The sequence below is a fragment of the Dyella sp. 05T440 genome (assembly GCF_056395965.1).
This window is the reverse complement of the sequence record NZ_JBFTKN010000001.1, coordinates 268,360-287,897: the sequence shown is the minus strand read 5'-3', so window position 1 is coordinate 287,897 and position 19,538 is coordinate 268,360. Positions and strand designations below refer to the sequence as shown.

Here is a 19,538-nt window from a genome sequence, read left to right as displayed (position 1 = left end):
TTCACAGCTCCCGCGAGGGATGCGGACGGTGCTTGCGACGATGGCGCTCGATGCCACGCTCAACAGCGAAGTAGAAGCCCGGAAGGATGAACAGCGTCAGCAGCGTGGCGATCGGCAGGCCGCCCACCACGACAGTGGCGAGACCGCGTTGCACGTCGGTGCCAACACCGGTGGCGAGCGCCGCGGGCAACATGCCGACGCTGGCCACGGTGGCCGTCATCAGCACGGGACGAAAGCGTTCGGTCGCACCTTCGAGAACGGCATCGCGCAACCCATGCCCGTGCTTACGCACCCGGTTGATGTTGGCGATCATGATGATGCCGTTCTGCACCGCCACGCCAAACAGTGCGATGAAGCCGACCGCGGTGGCGATGTTCAAGGTCTCGCCGCGCAGGTGCAGCGAAATCAATCCGCCCACGGTAGCCAGCGGCACCACTGCCAACACCATCACCGCCTGATGCAGCTTGCCGAACTCGGCAAACAGGAACACCAGCATGATGCCCATCACCAGCGCCATCACCACCACCAGCCGCGCCTGGGCGCGCTTCTGGTTTTCGAACGTGCCGGCCCACTGGAGGCTGTAGTTCTGCTTGTCGAAATGCACCTTGGCGTCGATCTGCTGCTGCGCGTCGGCCAGATACTCGGAAAGCGCGCGATCGCGGTTGTCCACGCGGATGGTCAGCTGGCGCTTGCCCTGCTCGTGCGCAATGGTGCTCTCGCCGGTCTTGAAACGGATATCCGCCACCTGCTTCAACGGCACCTGCGCGCCGCTGGCGGAACTCAACGGCAACTGGCCGATCGCTTCGAGGTTGTTGGCGGTCTCGTTCGACACGCGCGTGGTCACGTTGTAGATGCGGTCGCCGACATAGACCTGGGTCACCGGCGTGCCGCCAATAGCCGTCTGGATCAGGTTGCTGATGTCGCCGATATTGATACCGTAGCGCGCTGCCGCGTCGCGATCGGCGGTGATCGCCAGCTGCGGGATCGGCGGCTCCTGGAAGATCGACGCCTCGGCCGTGCCGCGCACGCCGTGCAGTACATCGACAATCTGGTTGCCCACGCGCCGCAGCTCGGTGAAGTCGTCGCCATAGATGCGCAGCACCAGCGGACTGTGCGCGCCGCCGATCATGTCGTTCTCGCCATCGACGATGGGCTGGCTGATGCCCACCGACACGCCGGGTATCTGCTGCATGCGTGCATTGAAGCGGCGCAGGAAGACCGCCTTGTCCTCGCCATGCGGCCAGGTGTCGTACGGCTTGAGCCCCACGCCGGCTTCCACGTGCGACGGCGTCCACGGATCGGTGCCGGTATCGTTGCGACCCAGCTGCGTCACCACGTACGACACTTCGGGAAACTCGCGGATCACGCGACGCAGCTCGGCCGTCATCTCGCTGGCCTTGTCCAGTGACAGGCCCGATGGCATCTGCACCTGCAGCCAAAGCGAACCTTCGTCCAGGTCCGGCAGGAATTCGCGACCGATGGTGGCGCCCAGCAGCAGCACGCCGACCAGGGCGACGCCCGCCACCGTGTAGACCACGGGCAACTTGCCGAGCAGCTTGCCAAGCCAGGCCGTATATCCCGCCTGCAGGCGCTCAAGTGGCTTGTTGCGGAACAGCTTGCGCGGTTTGCGCAGCGCAAAGTACGCCAGACCGGGCGTCAACGTGACCGTGCACAGCAGCGCCGCCAGCAGGGCATAGCCCACGGTGAACGCCATCGGCCGGAACAGCTTGCCCTCGGCATGCTCGAACGCGAACAGCGGCAGATACGCCGTGATGATGATCAGCGTGGCGAAGAAGATCGAGCGGCCCACGTGCTTGGTCACCGTCATCACATCGTCTTCGGTGAGCACCGAATTGGGCCTCTCCTCGCGGCGCCGCAGGATGGCCTCGGTCACCACGATCGTGCCGTCCACGATCACGCCGAAATCGATCGCACCCAGCGAGAACAGATTCGCCGGCATATGCGTGAACTGCATCAGGATGAACACGGTCACCAGCGACATCGGAATCGCCACCGCAGCCACCATGGCCGAGCGCGGGCTGCCCAGGAACAGGATGAGCACGATGCACACCAGGCCGACGCCTTCCATCACGGTGTGCAGCACTTTTTCCTTGGTCGCGTTCACCAGGTCGTCGCGGTCGATGTACGGCACGATGCGCACATCCTGTGCGGCCAGCTGCCTGTTGAGGTCGGCGACGGTGGCGTGGATGTTCTCCAGCACGCGCGACGGGTTCTCGTACTTCAGCAGGTCGACGATGCCTTCGATCGTGTCCGGATTGCTGTCCTTGCCCAGAATGCCCTGGCGCACCTGATGACCGTATTGCAGCTTGCCCAGGTCACGCACCAGCACGGGGACGCCGTTGCTCTGGGTGACCACGATGTCGCCCAGTTCCTTCAGCGTGTGCACCATGCCGATGCCACGGACGATGTACGACTGATCGCCGCGCGTGATGCGTCCACCGCCGGCGTTGGCCGTGTTGGAGGAGATCGCGCCGGTCACCTGGTTCACGCTCACGCCGTAGTGCAGCAGCTGCGCGGGGTCGAGCTCCAGCTGGAACTCCTTGGTGAAGCCGCCAAAGATATCCACGTTGGCGACGCCCGGGATCTTCTGCAGCGCGGGTATCACCACCCAGCTCTGCAGCTCCGACAGCTGCATCAGATTCTTGCTGTTCGATTCGAGCGTGTAGCGATAGATCTCGCCCGCTGGACCAGATACGGGATCGAGGCTGGGCGTGATGCCGGACGGCAGCGTGGCTTGTGCGATGCGCTCCATCACGCGCTGGCGTTCCCAGTAATCCTCGGCGCCGTCCTTGAACACCAGGGTGATCAACGACAGGCCGAACGTGCTGCTCGAGCGCATGGCCACCAGACCCGGCGTGCCGGCCAGCGCGCGCTCCAGCGGCGTGGTGATCTGCTGCTCGATCTCTTCAGCGGCTAGGCCCGGCACCTGGGTGGTGACCTGCGCGGTGACGTCGCTCAGTTCCGGGTAGGCCTCGATGGCCAGCTGCGTCCACGAGTAGTAGCCGAAGCACAGCACCAGCACCGACACCACCAGGAAGATCACGCGCTTCTGGAAGCAGAAGTGGAAGATCGCGTTAATCATTGAGCAGGACTCCGCCCTTCACCACCACGCGATCGCCAGCCTTCAGCCCCTTGACCACGCGTGCATCGGTCGACTCGTCGTAGCTCAGCACGATCGTGCGACGCTCGAATGCCCACGGCGACACTTCCACGAACACCGTGGTGTTGTCGTTGTTCATCAGCAAGGCGGACTCTGGCACGAACACTTGTGCCGGTTGCGCCACGGCGATGCTGGCCTTCGCGAACATATTGGGCTTCAGCCGTCCATCCGTATTGGCGAACACCGCGCGCACCATGTCGCGACGCGTATCCGCCTGCAGCACCTGGCTGACGAACCCCACCTGGCCGTGGAACACCTGATCGGGATAGGCCGACAGCGTCGCATCGACGGCCTGCCCCCTGGCGATGCCGCCCACGTCCACCTCCGGCACGTTCGCCGTGATCCACACCGAATCGAGATCGGCGATCGTCATCAACGGCGTGGTGGTGTCGTTGGCATAGGTGCCGGGCGCGGCGGACAGCGCCGTCACGTAGCCGCTCACCGGTGCGGTGATGCGGATGCTGCGCGAGGGGCCGGCCTGCCCGGCGACATTGATCGATTGCAGTCGCGTCTGCGCGCGTTCGAGTTCGGCCTGGGCCTGGCTGTAGGTGCTTTGTGCGGCTTCCAGGTCCTTTACCGCGTTGCCACCGGCCTGTTGCACGCCGCGCGCGCGATCGAGCCCTTTCTTTGCCAGCGCGAGTGCGTCCGTGGCCTTGGCGACATCGGCATACGCCTGCGCCATATCGCCGGATTCGATCACCGCCAGCAACTGGTTGCGCGCGACATGATCGCCCAGCCCGACCTTGAGCTCGGTGATGCGACCGGTGAGCGGCACCACCACGTTGGCCGTGCGCGCAGGATCCGATTCCACCGTGGCGGGAAACACCATCGTATGAGGCGCGGCGCGCATCTCTACCGGTGCGATGCTGAGCGCCTTGCGCAGCGGGGAGTCAGCGGGAACACGCAGCATGCCGTGGTCTTCCACGAACGGCGGCGACGGTGCCTGATCGTCGGCGCGGTGCGAACACGCAACCAGGGACAGACCGGCGAGAGCGATGAAGAACGAGGTGAGGCGTAGCGTCATGGGTATTCCCCTTGCAGTACTTGGCATGCCTGCCCGCCACGGTCATCGACCATGAGGCAGTGTTTGCGAAGGGGATGGCGCGCGTCTCTTCAGGAGACCGAGCGCATGACCCGCTCGCGGACTGGCCGTTGCCGGCCGCCGCGTGCGGGTGTCACTCCAGGGGGAGTGAACGCAGTAGCGGGGTCGACTCGGTCAGCAAGAATTTTCGATGTCAGTCGATGGGTCCGGGTCCAATGTGCCGCTGCTCCGTTACAAGTTGAGTACGTTATCCAATGAGGCTTACGTCAGGTCGTCGCGGGCTCGCGAACAAGGCGATCCTGCAGCAAACCGGCGCGCTCCAAAGGCAGGTAAGCGAGTGCTGCCAGGTGAGAGTGAATACGCTTGAGATCGCGCAAGATGCGCAGATAGACGTCTCCACCGCCGCCGCCATCGCGACGTTCGCGCAGCGCACGGATATGGCGCTCCGACGCTTCGTTCTCCAGCTTCCACAGCACCTCCTTGCGCGCCATCAGCTGCTGCGCTGCACGCACATCGCCGCGCAGGAACACGGTGAGGCCCAGGCGCAGGCTTTCCATCACCTGCGTGTGCATCAAGGCCAGGTCCTGGATGTCTTCGGCCGAAAAATCCTGGCCGCGCTCTGCCTTTTTGGCGGCGAACTCCATCAGGTTGTTGGCGGTGATGTCGCCGATGTGCTCGATGTTGATCACGAACGCGAGGATCTCCTGGCTACGCTCGCCGTCCTCCTCGTTCAAGGCTTCGCCGTTGAGGTCGGCGAGATACTCACGGATGGCCATGCCGAGTCGATCCAGCGAGGTGTCCATGCGGCTGATCGCCGTGGCCCGCGCGCGGTCGTCCTTGCCGAACACTTCCACCAGCCCCGTGAGCATGCCTTCCACCATGTCGGCCATGCGCATCGATTCGCGCGCGGCATTCGCCAGCGCGACGTTCGCCGTTTCCAGCGCACCCTCGTCGAGGTATTGCGGCACGCCGGGATCGTTCGGCTTGGGCGGATCGGGCAGCAGGCGCACCAACAGGCGCGCCAGCCTTTCCACCGGCACGATGAAGAGCAGAGCGAGCGACAGATTGAACGCCGTATGGAAGTTCACCACGATGCGCGCCGGCGAGGCGCCCAGCGGTGCCAGCCAGTGCGCCAGCAGCGGCAGCATCGGCAGGCACACGATGCAGCCGAAGGCTCGCACCATCAGGTTGCCCATCGGCAGGCGACGCGCCACCGGCGTGTGCGCTTCCATCAAGGCAGGAATGGTGCCGCCGAGATTGGCGCCGAGCACGAGCGCGAGTGCACCGGAGGCATCGACCACACCCGCATTGGCCAGCGAGACGATCAGCAACACCACCGCCACGCTCGAATGACAGGCCCATGTGAGCAGCGCGGCCACCAGCATCGCGAGCACCGGCTCGCTGGCCAGGCTCTGCAGGATGGCGCGCAGCACCTGCGCGTTTTCCACCGGCGCCATCGCCCCCACCAGCAGGTGCAGCGCCAGCAGCATCAGCCCAAGACCAATGGAGACGCGGCCGATGTTCTCGTAACTCACATCGTCGGTGCGGCGATGGATGGTGAAGCCGATCAGGATAAGCACCGGCGCCACCACCGCGATATCGAACGACATCACCTGCACGATCAGCGTGGTACCGACGTTGGCGCCGAGCATCACGGCAAGACCCGGCGCGAGACCGAGAAAGCCGCTTGCGGCAAACGACGTGGCCATCAGGCCGGTGGCCGTACTGCTTTGCAGGATCGCCGTGACGCACACGCCGAAACCCAGCGCGGCCGGACGATGACCGAGGTAACGACCCATCCAGCGGCGCAACGCGCTGCCGTAGCCACGCAGCACGCCGCTGGTGACCATGTGCGTGCCCCACAGCAGCAGGGCGACGTAGCCGGCGATATCGAGCAGAGCGAAGGTGCCTTTCATGGCGCGACCTCCTTGGGTAGGCGGAATGCATGAAGCATCCGCGGACTTCCTTGCGGGAGTCTTTGGTGTGGAGCGAAACGCCTCGGCGTCGCACTGAAGGAAACGCTGGTGACTGCCCGTCAAGGGCGAAATTTCGCGTTGCATAGCTGCCGTCATTCCGGCAAACCGCAATGACGAATTAGCGAGGCGCGGCAGACTCTACCGCCGCGCCCTCACCTCACAACCAGCGTCCGTACCGCTTGATGTAAACCAGCTTCACCAACTGCGTCAGCACGCAATAGGTGAGCACGGTCAGCGCGAGCCAGCCGAAATAAATGCCCGGCAGCGGCACCATGCCCAGCTTGCCGCCGATCGCCGTGAACGGGATCAGCATGCCGATGATGATGATCGCCGTGGTCAGGGCCAGCACCGGTGCCGAGGCGATGCTCTGCAGGAACGGGATGCGGCGCGTACGGATCATGTGCACGATCAGCGTCTGCGTGAGCAGGCTTTCGATGAACCAGCCCGACTGGAAGAACGACTGGTGCGCGTTCGAATTGGCGCCGAACAGATACCACAGCAGCAGGAAGGTGGTGATGTCGAAGATCGAGCTGACCGGTCCGATCCACACCATGAAACGGCCGATATCGCTGGCATCCCACTTGCGCGGCTTGCGCAGGTACTCATCGTCCATGCGGTCGAACGGGATCGACAGCTGCGAGATGTCATACAGCAGATTAAGCACCAGGATCTGCAACGGCAGCATCGGCAGGAACGGCAGGAACGCGCTCGCCACCAGCACCGAGAACATGTTGCCGAAGTTGGAGCTGGCGGTCATCTTGATGTACTTGATGATGTTGCCGAAGGTGATGCGACCTTCGATCACGCCTTCTTCCAGCACCATCAGGTTCTTTTCGAGCAGGATGATGTCCGCCGATTCCTTGGCGATATCGGTGGCGGTATCCACCGAGATGCCCACGTCTGCTTCGCGCAGCGCGGGCGCGTCGTTGATGCCGTCGCCCAGGAAACCCACGGTGTGGCCCTGGCGCTGCAGCGACTTCACCACGCGTGCCTTCTGCAGCGGCGACATCTTGGCGAACACGGTGGTGCGCTTGACCAGCGCGTCGAGCTCGTCGTCGTTCAACGGCTCGATGTGCTTGCCCTGCGCGGAGTGCTCCACGTCCAGGCCCACTTCGCGGCAGATCTTGCGCGTCACCGCCTCGTTGTCGCCGGTGATGACCTTCACTTCGACGCCGTGGTGATGCAGCGCCGCGATGGCGGTGGCCGCGCTGTCCTTCGGCGGATCGAGGAACGCCAGGCAGCCGACCGCGATCAGGTTGCTTTCGTCCGCCACGCCATAGGCACGGCCGGCCGGCGGCTGGCGCTTGATGGCGACCACGAGCACGCGCAGACCATCTTCGTTGAGGCCGCGCGTCATCGCCTTGATGTCGGCACGCATCTCGTCCGTCATCGGCAGGATCTCGTCACCGGCCTTGGCCGACGCGCAGATCGACAGCATTTCCTCGACGGCGCCCTTGCACACCAGCAACTCGTTGCCATCGCCATTGCCCAGCACTACCGACATGCGGCGGCGCTGGAAGTCGAACGGGATCTCGTCGACGATGCGGTAGTGCTGCGCGACCACTTCCAGGTCGCGATGGGTCAGCACCGCCTTGTCCATCAGGTTCTTCAGGCCGGTCTGGAAGCGGCTGTTGAGATAGCCGTATTCCAGCGCCTCGTCCGACTCCTCGCCGTACAGATCGAGGTGACGTTCCAGCACGATCTTGTCCAGCGTCAGCGTGCCGGTCTTGTCCGTGCACAGCACGTCCATCGCACCGAAGTTCTGGATCGCATTGAGGCGCTTGACCACCACCTTGCGCTTGGACATCGCCAGGGCGCCCTTGGCCAGGTTCGCCGTGACGATCAGCGGCAGCATCTCGGGCGTCAGGCCCACTGCCACCGACAGCGCGAACAGGAAGGCTTCCCAGAAGCTGCCCTTGTCGTACCAGTTGATCGCCAGGACGATCGGTACCATCACCAGCATGAAACGGATCAACAGCCAGCTGACGCTGTTCACGCCGCGATCGAAGCTGGTCTGCACGCGCTCGCCCACGATGGTGCGCGCCAGCGAACCCAGGTAGGTGCGCGAACCCGTCGCCACCACCACCGCAGTGGAGGTGCCGCTCACCACGTTGGTGCCCATGTAGCAGACGGTGGGCAGATCCAGCGGATTGTCAGCGTGCTGGCCGCCTTCCATTTCGTCGGCGCCATGCAGGTGCGCGGGCGCGGACTTCTCCACCGGCAGCGATTCACCGGTGAGGATGGCCTGGCTGATGAACAGGTCCTTCGCCGATACCAGGCGAAGATCCGCGGGCACCATGTCCCCGGCGGCGAGATGCACGATGTCGCCGGCGACCAGTTCGCTCACCGGCACTTCGATGCGCTCGCTATGGCCGTCCGACGCGCGACGCGTCACCGTGGCGGTGTTGCGCACCATGGCCTTGAGCTTTTCCGCGGCCTTCGACGAACGGTATTCCTGGGTGAAGCTGAGCAGCACGCTGATGCCCACCATCACCGCGATGATGATCGGGCCGGTGAGATCGGAGCTGTCCGTCGCCAGCTGGACGATGGCCAGCACCAGCAGCACGATGATGAACGGGTTCTTGAACGCCGTGAGCAACTGCACCGACCAGTGCGGCGGCTTCTCGTGCGACACCTCGTTGAGCCCGTCGCGATCCAGGCGCTCGGAGATCTGCTCTTCGTTCAGACCGGCGGCACTGGTGTCCAGCGCCGCATACAGCGCCTCGTTGTGGCGGAACGCTTCCTGCGCCACGGCCACGCGCACCGGCGCGGCGGCGCTCGTGCCGGCCGCCTTGCCTGCGACGGTCTGGGTGGAGTGCTTCAACATGACTCGCTTCCGTGAAATCGGTGACATCTGAGCCGGACCAGCGAGCCGGCGGGACCTGTCCCGCGCGTGACGCCAATGCCTGCGCTACGAACTTCGTCGCAATCGACGCCCGCGGACTGGTGGGGGCCAGCCCTTGCGCGGCAGCTCGAGGCGCGGCGAGGTTTTCATCAGTGACTGGATACCAGTTGCAGATGACGATGCGCTTGCGAAATAGCATGTTCCTGCCAACGCGCGGCCTGGCGGCCGTGCGGGGCATCGGAATGACGAAGGTCGGACGACGGGGAAGACTGCGCCTCGCCCAGCGGGGCAGGCACAGTGATCGTCCAGGAACGGCGGGTATCCGCACGACGGCTTGCCAGCGCGCGGGGTGCGACGCGCAGGCGGAAGAATTCGCGAAGGAGCTTCATGGCCCTTTCTCCTCGTTAACGGCGCCAACAGCGCCGTCAGAGGTGGGCCGGTCTTCCCTAGTCCAGGAAAGCGCCAGCCGACCGCAGGCGGTCGCCGCAGCAGATCAGCTTGTTATGCAATGCCGGCACCCGATGCTCGCGGATGTCGACGTTGCGACTAGGGTAAACGTCCATATGCCTTGGGTTGATAGGACAGAGGCCACTGAGGGCGCGTAACGCCCGGTAGCGGGCGAATTGTCTTGCTGCGGTGCGCAAGTGTCAACCCTGTGACGGGGGTTTGGGGGGCGAAAGTTGTTGCGGTGAGGTGGGTGTGTTTTTGGTGTGAGCCCAGCGCAGGTAGGTTTTGGTCGTCACCCAGGCGCACCCAGAAAGGACGGGGATCGGTCGCGCCTTTCGACAGCCGACTGGCTGATCATCCATCGCCCCGGTGTTTGGTTTTAGCGATACGGCGATCTGGCTCGCCTGCCGCGGGCTTCCGTCCTCCTGCCCGCGACGCAAAGCTAGTCCCCTTTTTGGGAAGGCCGGGAGAAGGCCCCCCCCCGGATGACGCGCCTTCCGGGCCTGCGGCCCTCCAGGTGCGCGGTCGGGTTACGGGGACCCCGAAGGTCACGAGCGACATCAAGAGCCGGGCAGCGTCCCGTGTTGCAGGCCCGGGCCGGCAGATCTTTTGTAGGAGCGCACTTGTGCGCGACCAACCGGAGCGATCCACCGCGGCGCTGCGGTCGCGCACGAGTGCGCTCCTACAAGGGTTTCGCACGCTGTGACGCCCATTCAATCTTGCGATCGCTCTTTGTGGGAGCGCACCCTGTGCGCGACAAACCTACGGAGCGGTACACCCCAGCGTGGCCGTCGCGCACAGGGTGCGCTCCCACAGACAAGCGGCAGGCGCGGCAAAGGACGGAGCGATGCCCGAAGCCGATGCGCAGCGAGGCCCCGCTTTAAGTCCTCAGCGATTCGGGCGCGTTGCGCAGCGCTTTGCGGTATCCCCTGTGTACCCTCGGAGGTTGTCCCATCAGACGCGCCTCGAGCGTTCGGGCTTATCCCAGCACGATGCTGCGGGCGTTATCAGGCCATTTTCTTTGGGTTACTTTCGACGCGAAGCTAGTCCCGTGGGATCTTTTGGGCCAGCAAAAGAAAAGTGACTCGAGCGGCGGCAGCCGTTCGAAACGCCCGCCGCGTAGGCGGCACCCTGGCCTCGACGTGAAAACCAGGCGATATCGCTCCTGGATCCCGGCCTACGCCGGGATGACGACCAAAGGGGCGGCCTGCGCCGGAATGCCGATCGAACGAAACCTACTTAGAGCGAACGCTCAAACACCACACCCTGGTGCTGCACCAGCGGCTCCATCACCCAATGATCCACCAACAAAAACGCAAACAACGCCATCAGATACACGATGGAATAGTTGAACACCTTCATCGCGAAAAACTCATCCGGCGGATTGAGCAAACGGATCGCGTAATAAAGAAAGCCCAAGCCCAACACCACCGCACCGCCCAGATAAACCATCCCGCTATAACCCGTGAGCGCCGGCAACAGCGTCACCAGCACCAGCAGGATCGTGTAGAACAGCACGTGCCAACGCGTGAACACCACGCCATGCGTGACTGGCAGCATCGGTACCTGCGCGCGGGAGTAATCGTCGCGGCGGAAGATCGCCAGCGCCCAGAAATGCGGCGGCGTCCACACGAAGATGATCAGGCACAGCTGCAGCGCAAACGGATGCAGCGCACCCGTGACGGCCGTCCAACCCAGCACCGGCGGAATCGCACCGGCCAGGCCACCGATCACGATGTTCTGCGGCGTGGCGCGCTTGAGGTAGGCCGTATAGATCACCGCGTAGCCGATCAAACCGCCGAAGGTGAGCAGCGCGGTCAGCGGATTGACCAGGAACACCAGGATCAACATCGACACTGCACCTAGCGCGAGCGCAAAGGTCAGCACCTGCTTGGGCTTCAGCTGACCGGTGGCCAGAGGGCGATGGGCGGTGCGCGCCATCACTTTGTCGATGCGCTGATCGATCAGGTGATTGAAGGCTGCAGCGGAACCCGAGGCCATCCAGATGCCCAGCGTGCCGAACACCAGCGCACGCCACGGCGGAATGCCGGGCACGGCGAGGAACATGCCGATCACGGCGCAGAACACCAGCAGCGCGACTACGCGCGGCTTGGTCAGTTCCAGGTACTCATGGAAACGGCTGCTCATCGTCATCGGTATCCGTGGGAAACAAACATCGCGTCCTCGCGACGCTTTTGCGTGCGCGCCAGCGTGGCCAGCAAGGTAAACAGGAGCAGCGCCGCCACGCCATTGTGCAGCGTCGCCACCGGCAGCGGCAGCCCGAAGCGCACGTTGCTGATGCCCAGCAGTACCTGGGTCAGCAACACCACCGCGATCGCCACGCCCAGCGAACGCAGGCCGCGACGCGACACCCGGTGCGAGAGCCAGGCGAGGTAGCAAAATACCACCAGTGCGCCGATGCGATGCGCAATCTGGATGGCGCTGCGCGCCGCCATGTCGAGCACACCGCCTTCATAGTTCACGCCGATGCCGCGCCACAGCACAAAACCCTGCTGGAAATCGGTGGGCGGCATCCACTGCCCGAGGCATTTGGGGAAATCCGTGCCACAGGCGAGCGCGGCATAGTTGGACGAGGTCCAGCCGCCCAGCGCGATCTGCGCGAGCAGCAGGACAATGCCGACGATCACGGTCTTGCGCAGCGCCGCGTGACGGTCGTCGTTGGCACCCACGCCAGCGAAACGCAGTGCCGCATAGGCCAGCAAGGCGAAGGTGGTGATGCCGCCCATCAGATGGCCCATCACCACGATGGGCTTCAACAGCAGCGTCACCGTCCACATGCCGAGCATGGCCTGGAACACCACCACGGAAAGCGCGAGCACGCTGATGCGCCACGCGCCCGGACGATCAAGCCCGATCGCCGCGATCAAGGGCAGCCCGATCGCGAACAGCGATACCAGCAAGGACCAGTGATGCTCGCCCTTGATATACATGCCAACGCCGATCGCCGCGCATAGCGCGCCGACAATCACCGCATAGCGCGCCCATGGGCGACGCCAGCTGGCGATCAAGGCCAGCGCAAACACCAGCGTCCCCAGCGTACCGGCAAGAAAGCGATGCACCTGCTCGCGCCACGCCTTGTGCGTTTCGTAGGGACGATCAGGGAAAGCCTGATTCGCCTGCGCGATCTCGTGCTGCTGTTCCGGCCATGCCGCGCGGCCGTAGCAAGTCGGCCAGTCCGGGCAAGACAGCCCGGCATTGGACAGACGCACGAACGCGCCGAACATCACCACGCCAAAGGCGAACACGGCAGCGAGCAAGGCCAGCCCGCGCAGCACCCTGATCGAACGGGACGTCATCAGCGGATCACCTTCTGCAGATCCTTGCGCAAGCCGGTGGGATCAAAGCCTGCGGGATAGAACGACAACGCGGTGCCGTCCGATTCCACCAACAGTGCATTGACGCTGTCCGGCGTGGTCGGTGCGAAGGGAGCCAGCGCGCCCATCGAATCCTGACCGAGCTTCCAGTAGTTCGTCATCCCCGTGGCAGCAGCATCTGCCGGCGGCTTGCCGACGTAGAGCAGGCGCAGGCGCGGTGCATTCTGGTTGAGCGTGAGGCGCGCCGCGGCCATCTTGGTCAGTACGTCCATGCATTTCTCGGCGCATCCTGGACCGGCCAGGGCGACCAGGGTGAGCTGCGGTTCCTTCGCGCGCCACGCCCAGGTGTCGCCATTGGTGAGCGACACCGGCACCTGCTCGGTGGCGAAATTGCGCTGCGGCATCACGGCAAGGCCATTGGCCTTGCCCGAGGGCTGCCAGCCCGCGAAGGTGAGCAGCATGGCCGCCACGATCGGCGCGGCAAACACCAGCATGATCAACAGCAGTTTTCGTCGGCTTGCGCGCAGTGCGGCGGGATCGGGTGTATTCATGACTGGTCCGGTCGGGAAGGACGACGACGATGCAGCACCAGCAGGATCACCACCACCGCCACGGCGAAGGTGAACCACTGGAATGCATAGGCACGGTGGCGCGCGGGCGGCATCGAGGAGAAATCGATGGTGTGTTCGCGCACGTAGATGGATGCAGGCTCCGCGTCGAGCGCGAGCACCTGCGGATACAGCGTAGCGCCAAGATCGGCCGCCACCTGGGGAAGCTCGAGATAAACCGTGGTCTTTGGCCAGCTCTTCTGCAGGGCGAGGGCATTGCCGCCCATTTCAAAACCAACGCCGGGCGCGGGCACATACAGGCCGTGCAGCTCCAGCGGGCCGGCGGGCAACGGTGGTAATTGCGGCGCCTGATGCGTGCCGTTGCCCGGAAGAAATCCCAGATCGACCAGCAACAGACGATCGCCGTTGCGCGGACGGAAAGGCGCATAGACTTCCACACCGCCGCGCTGGTCATGCTTGGGATTGTCGAGCAGATAGATGCGATCGGCGAGGTAGCTGCCCTGCACGTTGACGCGGGCAAACGCATCGATGGGGGGATTTGAGGCCACTGCGGCAAAGTCGCGCGGAGCCGCGGTTTCCGCTGTGGCATACCGTCGCAGAATCTGCTCTTTCTCGTCCGCGCGATGCAGCTGCCACACGCCCAAACGTATGAACAGCAAGGCACTCACCGCTGTGAGCAGCAGTGCGAACCAGGATGGACGGCGCAGCCACTTCACGCGGTGGCGCCGTGCACGACCGCTATACTGCGGATGTCAAAAACGTTCGGACCAATCACGTGGAAACCATCTACAAATATGCGCTGGTGATTCTGCTGCTGGTGGTGTTGTTCAATCTTGGTCAGGCCCTGTACTTCATGATGACCGACAAGGAAGGCAGCAAGCGCACGGTGTGGGCGCTGACGCGTCGCATCGGGTTGTCGGTGCTGCTCATCCTGATGGTCGTGTTCGGCATCTGGATGGGCTGGCTCCACCCGCACGGCGTGGGCCAGTAATTGTAGCTTCCCGCGGTCGGCAGCGCTCCGCTGCGACATCTGGTTCCATCGAAGGCCCGCCATTGGCGGGCCTTTGGTTTGGGGGGCAGCGGTCCCCTTGTAGGAGCGCACTTGTGCGCGACCACCCCACGGAGCGGAGGCGGCGGGGCGTTGCGATCCCCTTGTAGGAGCGCACTTGTGCGCGACCACCCGGCGGAGCGGAGGCGGCGAGGCGTTGCGATCCCCTTGTAGGAGCGCACTTGTGCGCGACCACCCTACGGAGCGGAGACGACGGGGCTCTGCGGTCGCGCACAAGTGCGCTCCTACAAAGGGGCGTAGAGGGTGTGATCCCCCCAACAAAAAGCCCGCCTTTCGGCGGGCTTTTTGGCCGCTGCGACGCGCCAGCGTCTCAGAGGATGTAGACGAACATGAACAGGCCCAGCCACACCACGTCCACAAAGTGCCAATACCAGGCCACCGCTTCGAACGCGAAGTGGTGTTCCTTGGTGAAGTGACCCTTGGCCACGCGCAGCCAGATGATGGCCAGCATGATGGTGCCCAGCGTCACGTGCATGCCGTGGAAGCCGGTGAGCATGAAGAAGGTCGAACCGTAGACGCCGCTCTGCAGCGTGAGGTTGAGCTCCTTATAGGCTTCGATGTACTCGTGCGCCTGGAACCACAGGAAGGTGGAGCCCAGCAGCACGGTGAAGCCGAGGAACCACAGGATCTTGGCGCGCTGGCCGGCCTTCAGCGCATGGTGAGCAATGGTCACCGTGACGCTCGAGGACAGCAGGATCAGCGTGTTGAGCAGCGGCAGGCCCCAGGGCAGCACCGTCTCGAAATTGCCGCCGATGCGCTCCGGACCACCGCCGCCACCGGCGCCCCACGAAGCGGCGTAGTCGCTCCACAGGAACTGGTGGGTCAGCACGCCATGGCCTTCGCCGCCGAGCCACGGCACCGCGAACATGCGGGCGTAGAACAGCGCACCGAAGAAGGCGCCGAAGAACATCACCTCGGAGAAGATGAACCACATCATGCCCATGCGGAACGAGCGGTCCACCTGGTTGTTGTAGCTGCCCGCCAGCGATTCGCGGATCACCGAGCGGAACCATCCGAAGAACATCAGCAGGATGCCGATGAAGCCGATGGTGAGCATCGTCTTGCCAAAGCCCGCTTCACCCGGGGGAGCGTTCAGCCAATGCGCGGCACCGAGCACGGTGACGAACATGACCACCGCAGCCACGATCGGCCACTGGCTCTTGGATGGAACGAAATAAACGCCTTCTTGCTGGGCCATGCTGAGATCCCTATGGAATGCTCTGTCTACTTCCGCCCGCGCAATGGTCGCCCGGGCTGCAACCCGTGATGCCGCTCGGCACCGCGGAGGAATACGGCGGTTGCGTCAGGAGTACTTCAGCCCCTGCAACAACGAGAGCACGAAGATCGCAAAGGCGATGGTGCCAACCACCGTGACGGTGAGTCGCACACCTTTCTTGCGGGCTTGCTCGATCGTTGTCATGGACGGCTGGTTCATCGCTTCGCTTCCTTCCGCTCCGGCGCGACACCGGAGCGGCAATGCTTGGATCAATCTTCGACGTGACCGTGTGCCAGTTCGTCATCATGGATGACCGGCGGCACATCGAACGTGTGATACGGCGCCGGCGACGGCAGCGTCCACTCCAGGCCCTTGGCGCCTTCCCACACGCGATCGGGTGCCTTCTTCTTGGAGAACCACACCGCGTGCACGATCACGCCGAGGAAGATCAACTGCGAGGCGCCGAACAGGAAGCCGCCGATCGAGCTGATCATGTTGAAGTTGGCAAACGCAACGTTGTAATCGGGGATGCGGCGCGGCATGCCGGCCAGGCCCAGGAAGTGCTGCGGGAAGAACAACACGTTCACCCAGATCACGCTGTTCCAGAAGTGGATCTTGCCCCACGTTTCCGAATACATGTGGCCGGTCCACTTCGGCAGCCAGTAGTAGGCGCCCGCGATGATCGCGAAGATGGCACCGGTCACCAGCACGTAGTGGAAGTGGGCCACCACGAAGTAGGTGTCGTGATACTGGAAGTCAGCCGGCGCGAGCGCGAGCATCAAGCCGGAGAAGCCGCCGATGGTGAACAGGATGACGAACGCGATGGCAAACAGCATCGGCGTTTCGAAGGTCATCGAGCCGCCCCACATGGTGCTGACCCAGTTGAACACCTTCACGCCGGTCGGCACCGCGATCAGCATGGTGGCGTACATGAAGAAGATTTCGCCGCCCAGCGGCAGACCCACTGCGAACATGTGGTGCGCCCACACGATGAACGACAGGAACGCGATGGAGGCAATGGCGAACACCATCGCCTTGTAGCCAAAGATCGGCTTGCGCGCGAAGGTCGGGATGATCTCGGAGACCAGGCCAAAGGCCGGCAAGATCATGATGTAGACCTCGGGGTGGCCGAAGAACCAGAAGATGTGCTGGAACAGCACCGGGTCGCCGCCACCAGCCGCATTGAAGAAGCTGGTGCCGAAGTACTTGTCGGTGAGCAGCATGGTCACCGCACCGGCGAGCACCGGCATCACGGCGATCAGCAGGAAGGCGGTGATGAGCCAGCTCCACACGAACACCGGCATCTTCAGCAGATCCATGCCCGGCGCGCGCATGTTGAGGATGGTCGCGATGATGTTGATCGCGCCCATGATGGAGCTGATACCCATCAAGTGCACGGCGAACACCAGGTAGGCGACCGAGTCACCCTGCAGCGACAGCGGCGGGTACATGGTCCAGCCGCCGGCCGGGCCACCGCCGGGCAGGAACAGCGTGGACAGCAGCAGCGAGAAGGCGAACGGCAAGATCCAGAACGACAGGTTGTTCATGCGCGGCAACGCCATATCCGGCGCACCGATCATCAGCGGGATCATCCAGTTGCCCAGGCCCACGAAGGCCGGCATCACCGCGCCGAAGATCATGACCAGCGCATGCATGGTGGTCATTTCGTTGAAGAAGTACGGCTGCACCAGCTGCAGGCCGGGCTTGAACAATTCCGCGCGGATCACCATCGCGAAGCTGCCGCCGATGAAGAACATCAGCAACGAGAACACCAGGTACAGCGTGCCGATGTCCTTGTGGTTGGTGGACATGCACCAGCGCACGAAGAAATTCTTCGGCGCGCCGTGATGGTCGTCGTGGTGATCGTGTGTAGCTGCGTGGGCCATGCCTTGCACCTCTACCTAAATACGAATGCTGTGATGGGCGATTAGCCCTGGTGGCCCTGGGAAGCAGGTGCGTCGGTTGCCTGCGCCGTGGCGGGCGCGGCAGCGGTGGAAGCTGCCGCCGGAGCGGCAGGCTGCGCCGGCTGCTGCGGCTTGTTCGCCTCGGCCTGCTGATCGGCCAGCCATTTTTCGAATTCGGCCTTCGGCAAGGCCTGCACCACGATCGGCATGAAGCCGTGATCCTGGCCGCACAGCTCGGCGCACTGGCCGCGATACACACCCGGCTCGATGATGTTGGTCCAGGCGGCGTTGACGATGCCCGGGATGGCGTCCATCTTCCAGCCCAGCGCCGGCACCCACCAGGAGTGGATCACGTCGCCGGCGGTGATCACGAAGCGGATCTTGGTGCCCACCGGCACCACCAGCGGCTTGTCCACATTGATCAGGTAGGTGTTGTAACCGTCGACCTTCACCGCGTTCGGGTCCAGGCCCGAATGCAGCTGGCGCGTCTCGTCGCTCTCGCGATCGAGCTTGGACATGAAGCCGACCTTGTCGATCGCCTTGCCCTTGTATTCGACATAGTCGTAACGCCACTTCCACTGGTAACCGGTGACCTTGACGGTCATCTCCGAACCGGTGGTGTCGGCGAAGGTGCGCAGGCCGCCCGTGGCGAGATAGGCCAGCACGATGAGAATGATCACGGGGATGGTGGTCCACACGATCTCGAGCGTCGTGTTGTGCGACCACTTTTCGGCGACCGCGCCGCGCGATTTGCGGAAGCGGAACATCGCGATGAACATCGCGCCGAACACAAGGATGCCGATCACGACGCAAACGCCGAGGGCAACGTTGTTAAGGAAGTAAGCCTCGGGCGACCAGGTCGACGCGCCGCGGGTCATGTTCAACTGCCCTGGCTGCGGATTGGCCAGGGCCACGCCGCCGAACATGGTGAGAGCGAAGAGCGCGCTTGCCGCTACTGCTCGCTTGATGCTGCCAGGCTTGATGCCGCCAGATGTCATGTTTGCACCTTTGTTGAACCTACCTGCGCTGCTGTTGGTTGAGCTCCGCCAGCAACACCATGAGTTTCCTTGACAGCTCGGCACGCTCCTCTTCCCCGAGAAAGCTACCGATTTCCAGCTCGCGTCCGTGCGACGTCAGCAGCAGACGCGCCCTCCCCTGACCGGACCGCAGTTTCACGCGCACCCAATACGTGGGAAAGCGCGCACTGCGACGACCTGGCAGGGATTGCACCTCCAGCGACGACTCGTCGAGGGTGATGCGTTCGCTGCGGTCGCCGGCCCGCCAGGCTACGCCAAGGGCGAAAGCCACCGCGGAGGACTCGACCAGTGCAAACAAAGGAGCGAAGACATTCCCCTGCCATGCTCCCAACACGGCCGTCGTCAGCGCCAGCGCCGCCAGAACTCCGATCAATCGACGCAGGTCGCGACGGCTCAGTGCACGATTGGGCTTGAGCCACATCGTTGCGCACGGCAAGCCGGCTGCTGCTGGTCGAAGCACGATCATGAGAACCCGGCGTGCCTGGAACCCAAGCATGATAGGCCGCGACCGCGTCGGGGAGCAAGAATGACGCATGTGCTTGATTTGAAGCAGGGATGAATGCGCAAGGATGTGCGCACTGATCATTGTGTCAGCTTGATCTCAGCGCGTTTGCGTGGATTGTCATGGGGATAGAGACGGCGCGACGACGGCGCCCACGCTGGCGACCTGACGCCGCGCACCGGGTGCGACGGTTTGCCACACGCCTCGCGTGAGATCCCATGGGTCGCACGACCGTACGTCAGGTCCGGGTGGCTGGTCTTCACGCCCTCACTCCTCGCCCCCGCCTACTACCCAACCGCCAATCCCGCCCATATATAAGGTGTCGGCGCCCGCCTACCGCACCGCAGCACCACGTACGGTCGCGTGCGTATGCCCCCACGCGTACAATCCCGCGATTCCCCGCCCCATCACGTTT

The 19,538-nt window shown here is 63.9% G+C and carries 15 protein-coding genes; 1 reads left to right on the top strand and 14 read right to left on the bottom strand.

All coding sequences use genetic code 11. The features are described 5' to 3' along the window. Position 1 precedes the first annotated feature (1 nt). The 9 genes from AC1DE1_RS01140 to AC1DE1_RS01100 form a co-directional block, all read right to left on the bottom strand. Positions 2–3,103, bottom strand: coding sequence for an efflux RND transporter permease subunit (locus AC1DE1_RS01140; RefSeq protein ID WP_441605197.1), 3,102 nt, complete (start codon positions 3,101–3,103; stop codon positions 2–4). Next, positions 3,096–4,205 (bottom strand): efflux RND transporter periplasmic adaptor subunit, encoded by a 1,110-nt coding sequence (locus AC1DE1_RS01135; protein WP_441605196.1) that lies wholly within the window; start codon positions 4,203–4,205, stop codon positions 3,096–3,098. The genes AC1DE1_RS01140 and AC1DE1_RS01135 overlap by 8 nt, the downstream gene beginning before the upstream one ends. A gap of 284 nt (positions 4,206–4,489) precedes the next feature. Continuing rightward, positions 4,490–6,139, bottom strand: coding sequence for a Na/Pi cotransporter family protein (locus AC1DE1_RS01130; RefSeq protein ID WP_441605195.1), 1,650 nt, complete (start codon positions 6,137–6,139; stop codon positions 4,490–4,492). A 217-nt stretch (positions 6,140–6,356) separates the two neighbouring features. After that, positions 6,357–9,026, bottom strand: coding sequence for a magnesium-translocating P-type ATPase (gene mgtA, locus AC1DE1_RS01125; RefSeq protein ID WP_441605194.1), 2,670 nt, complete (start codon positions 9,024–9,026; stop codon positions 6,357–6,359). Between the two features lie 167 nt (positions 9,027–9,193). Then, positions 9,194–9,433, bottom strand: coding sequence for a hypothetical protein (locus AC1DE1_RS01120; protein ID WP_441605193.1), 240 nt, complete (start codon positions 9,431–9,433; stop codon positions 9,194–9,196). Between the two features lie 1,297 nt (positions 9,434–10,730). After that, positions 10,731–11,645 carry a heme o synthase gene (cyoE, locus tag AC1DE1_RS01115; protein ID WP_441602915.1) on the bottom strand — a complete coding sequence of 305 codons (915 nt, stop codon included), beginning with the start codon at positions 11,643–11,645 and terminating at the stop codon, positions 10,731–10,733. Beyond that, positions 11,642–12,808 (bottom strand): COX15/CtaA family protein, encoded by a 1,167-nt coding sequence (locus tag AC1DE1_RS01110; RefSeq protein WP_441602914.1) that lies wholly within the window; start codon positions 12,806–12,808, stop codon positions 11,642–11,644. The genes cyoE and AC1DE1_RS01110 overlap by 4 nt, the downstream gene beginning before the upstream one ends. Beyond that, positions 12,808–13,377 carry a hypothetical protein gene (locus AC1DE1_RS01105; protein ID WP_441602913.1) on the bottom strand — a complete coding sequence of 190 codons (570 nt, stop codon included), beginning with the start codon at positions 13,375–13,377 and terminating at the stop codon, positions 12,808–12,810. Before AC1DE1_RS01105 ends, AC1DE1_RS01110 begins: the two co-directional genes overlap by 1 nt. Continuing rightward, positions 13,374–14,111, bottom strand: a complete 738-nt coding sequence (locus AC1DE1_RS01100) for an SURF1 family protein (protein WP_441602912.1) — start codon at positions 14,109–14,111, stop codon at positions 13,374–13,376. The genes AC1DE1_RS01105 and AC1DE1_RS01100 overlap by 4 nt, the downstream gene beginning before the upstream one ends. A gap of 59 nt (positions 14,112–14,170) precedes the next feature. Here AC1DE1_RS01100 and AC1DE1_RS01095 point away from each other — a divergent pair, with 59 nt between their 5' ends. Beyond that, positions 14,171–14,386 carry a twin transmembrane helix small protein gene (locus tag AC1DE1_RS01095; RefSeq protein WP_046971617.1) on the top strand — a complete coding sequence of 72 codons (216 nt, stop codon included), beginning with the start codon at positions 14,171–14,173 and terminating at the stop codon, positions 14,384–14,386. Positions 14,387–14,774: 388 nt separating this feature from the next. On the opposite strand, the gene AC1DE1_RS01090 is transcribed toward AC1DE1_RS01095, so the two are convergent. The 5 genes from AC1DE1_RS01090 to AC1DE1_RS01070 form a co-directional block, all read right to left on the bottom strand. Next, entirely contained in the window at positions 14,775–15,662 is an 888-nt protein-coding gene (locus AC1DE1_RS01090) for a cytochrome c oxidase subunit 3 (protein WP_441602911.1), read from the bottom strand. A gap of 105 nt (positions 15,663–15,767) precedes the next feature. After that, the gene (locus AC1DE1_RS01085; protein WP_275586833.1) at positions 15,768–15,899 is read right to left on the bottom strand and encodes a hypothetical protein; all 132 of its coding nucleotides are present in this window, start codon (positions 15,897–15,899) and stop codon (positions 15,768–15,770) included. 50 nt (positions 15,900–15,949) lie between these two features. Then, a complete protein-coding gene (ctaD, locus tag AC1DE1_RS01080) occupies positions 15,950–17,566 on the bottom strand; it encodes a cytochrome c oxidase subunit I (RefSeq protein WP_441602910.1) in 1,617 nt (538 codons plus the stop codon). 41 nt (positions 17,567–17,607) lie between these two features. Further along, on the bottom strand, positions 17,608–18,582 hold the full coding sequence (gene coxB / locus AC1DE1_RS01075) for a cytochrome c oxidase subunit II (RefSeq protein WP_441602909.1): 975 nt from the start codon (positions 18,580–18,582) through the stop codon (positions 17,608–17,610). A 19-nt stretch (positions 18,583–18,601) separates the two neighbouring features. Next, complete coding sequence (locus tag AC1DE1_RS01070; protein ID WP_441602908.1) at positions 18,602–19,042, bottom strand: DUF2244 domain-containing protein; 441 nt, start codon at positions 19,040–19,042, stop codon at positions 18,602–18,604. Positions 19,043–19,538: the final 496 nt, after the last annotated feature.

Coding starts and splice junctions, on each gene's coding strand:
- AC1DE1_RS01070 (WP_441602908.1), bottom strand. CDS start 19,042: ATGTGGCTCAAGCCCAATCGTGCACTGAGCCGTCGCGACCTGCGTCGA.
- AC1DE1_RS01130 (WP_441605195.1), bottom strand. CDS start 6,139: ATGAAAGGCACCTTCGCTCTGCTCGATATCGCCGGCTACGTCGCCCTG.
- AC1DE1_RS01105 (WP_441602913.1), bottom strand. CDS start 13,377: ATGAATACACCCGATCCCGCCGCACTGCGCGCAAGCCGACGAAAACTG.
- coxB (WP_441602909.1), bottom strand. CDS start 18,582: ATGACATCTGGCGGCATCAAGCCTGGCAGCATCAAGCGAGCAGTAGCG.
- AC1DE1_RS01090 (WP_441602911.1), bottom strand. CDS start 15,662: ATGGCCCAGCAAGAAGGCGTTTATTTCGTTCCATCCAAGAGCCAGTGG.
- AC1DE1_RS01135 (WP_441605196.1), bottom strand. CDS start 4,205: ATGACGCTACGCCTCACCTCGTTCTTCATCGCTCTCGCCGGTCTGTCC.
- cyoE (WP_441602915.1), bottom strand. CDS start 11,645: ATGACGATGAGCAGCCGTTTCCATGAGTACCTGGAACTGACCAAGCCG.
- AC1DE1_RS01110 (WP_441602914.1), bottom strand. CDS start 12,808: ATGACGTCCCGTTCGATCAGGGTGCTGCGCGGGCTGGCCTTGCTCGCT.
- ctaD (WP_441602910.1), bottom strand. CDS start 17,566: ATGGCCCACGCAGCTACACACGATCACCACGACGACCATCACGGCGCG.
- AC1DE1_RS01085 (WP_275586833.1), bottom strand. CDS start 15,899: ATGAACCAGCCGTCCATGACAACGATCGAGCAAGCCCGCAAGAAAGGT.
- mgtA (WP_441605194.1), bottom strand. CDS start 9,026: ATGTTGAAGCACTCCACCCAGACCGTCGCAGGCAAGGCGGCCGGCACG.
- AC1DE1_RS01120 (WP_441605193.1), bottom strand. CDS start 9,433: ATGAAGCTCCTTCGCGAATTCTTCCGCCTGCGCGTCGCACCCCGCGCG.
- AC1DE1_RS01140 (WP_441605197.1), bottom strand. CDS start 3,103: ATGATTAACGCGATCTTCCACTTCTGCTTCCAGAAGCGCGTGATCTTC.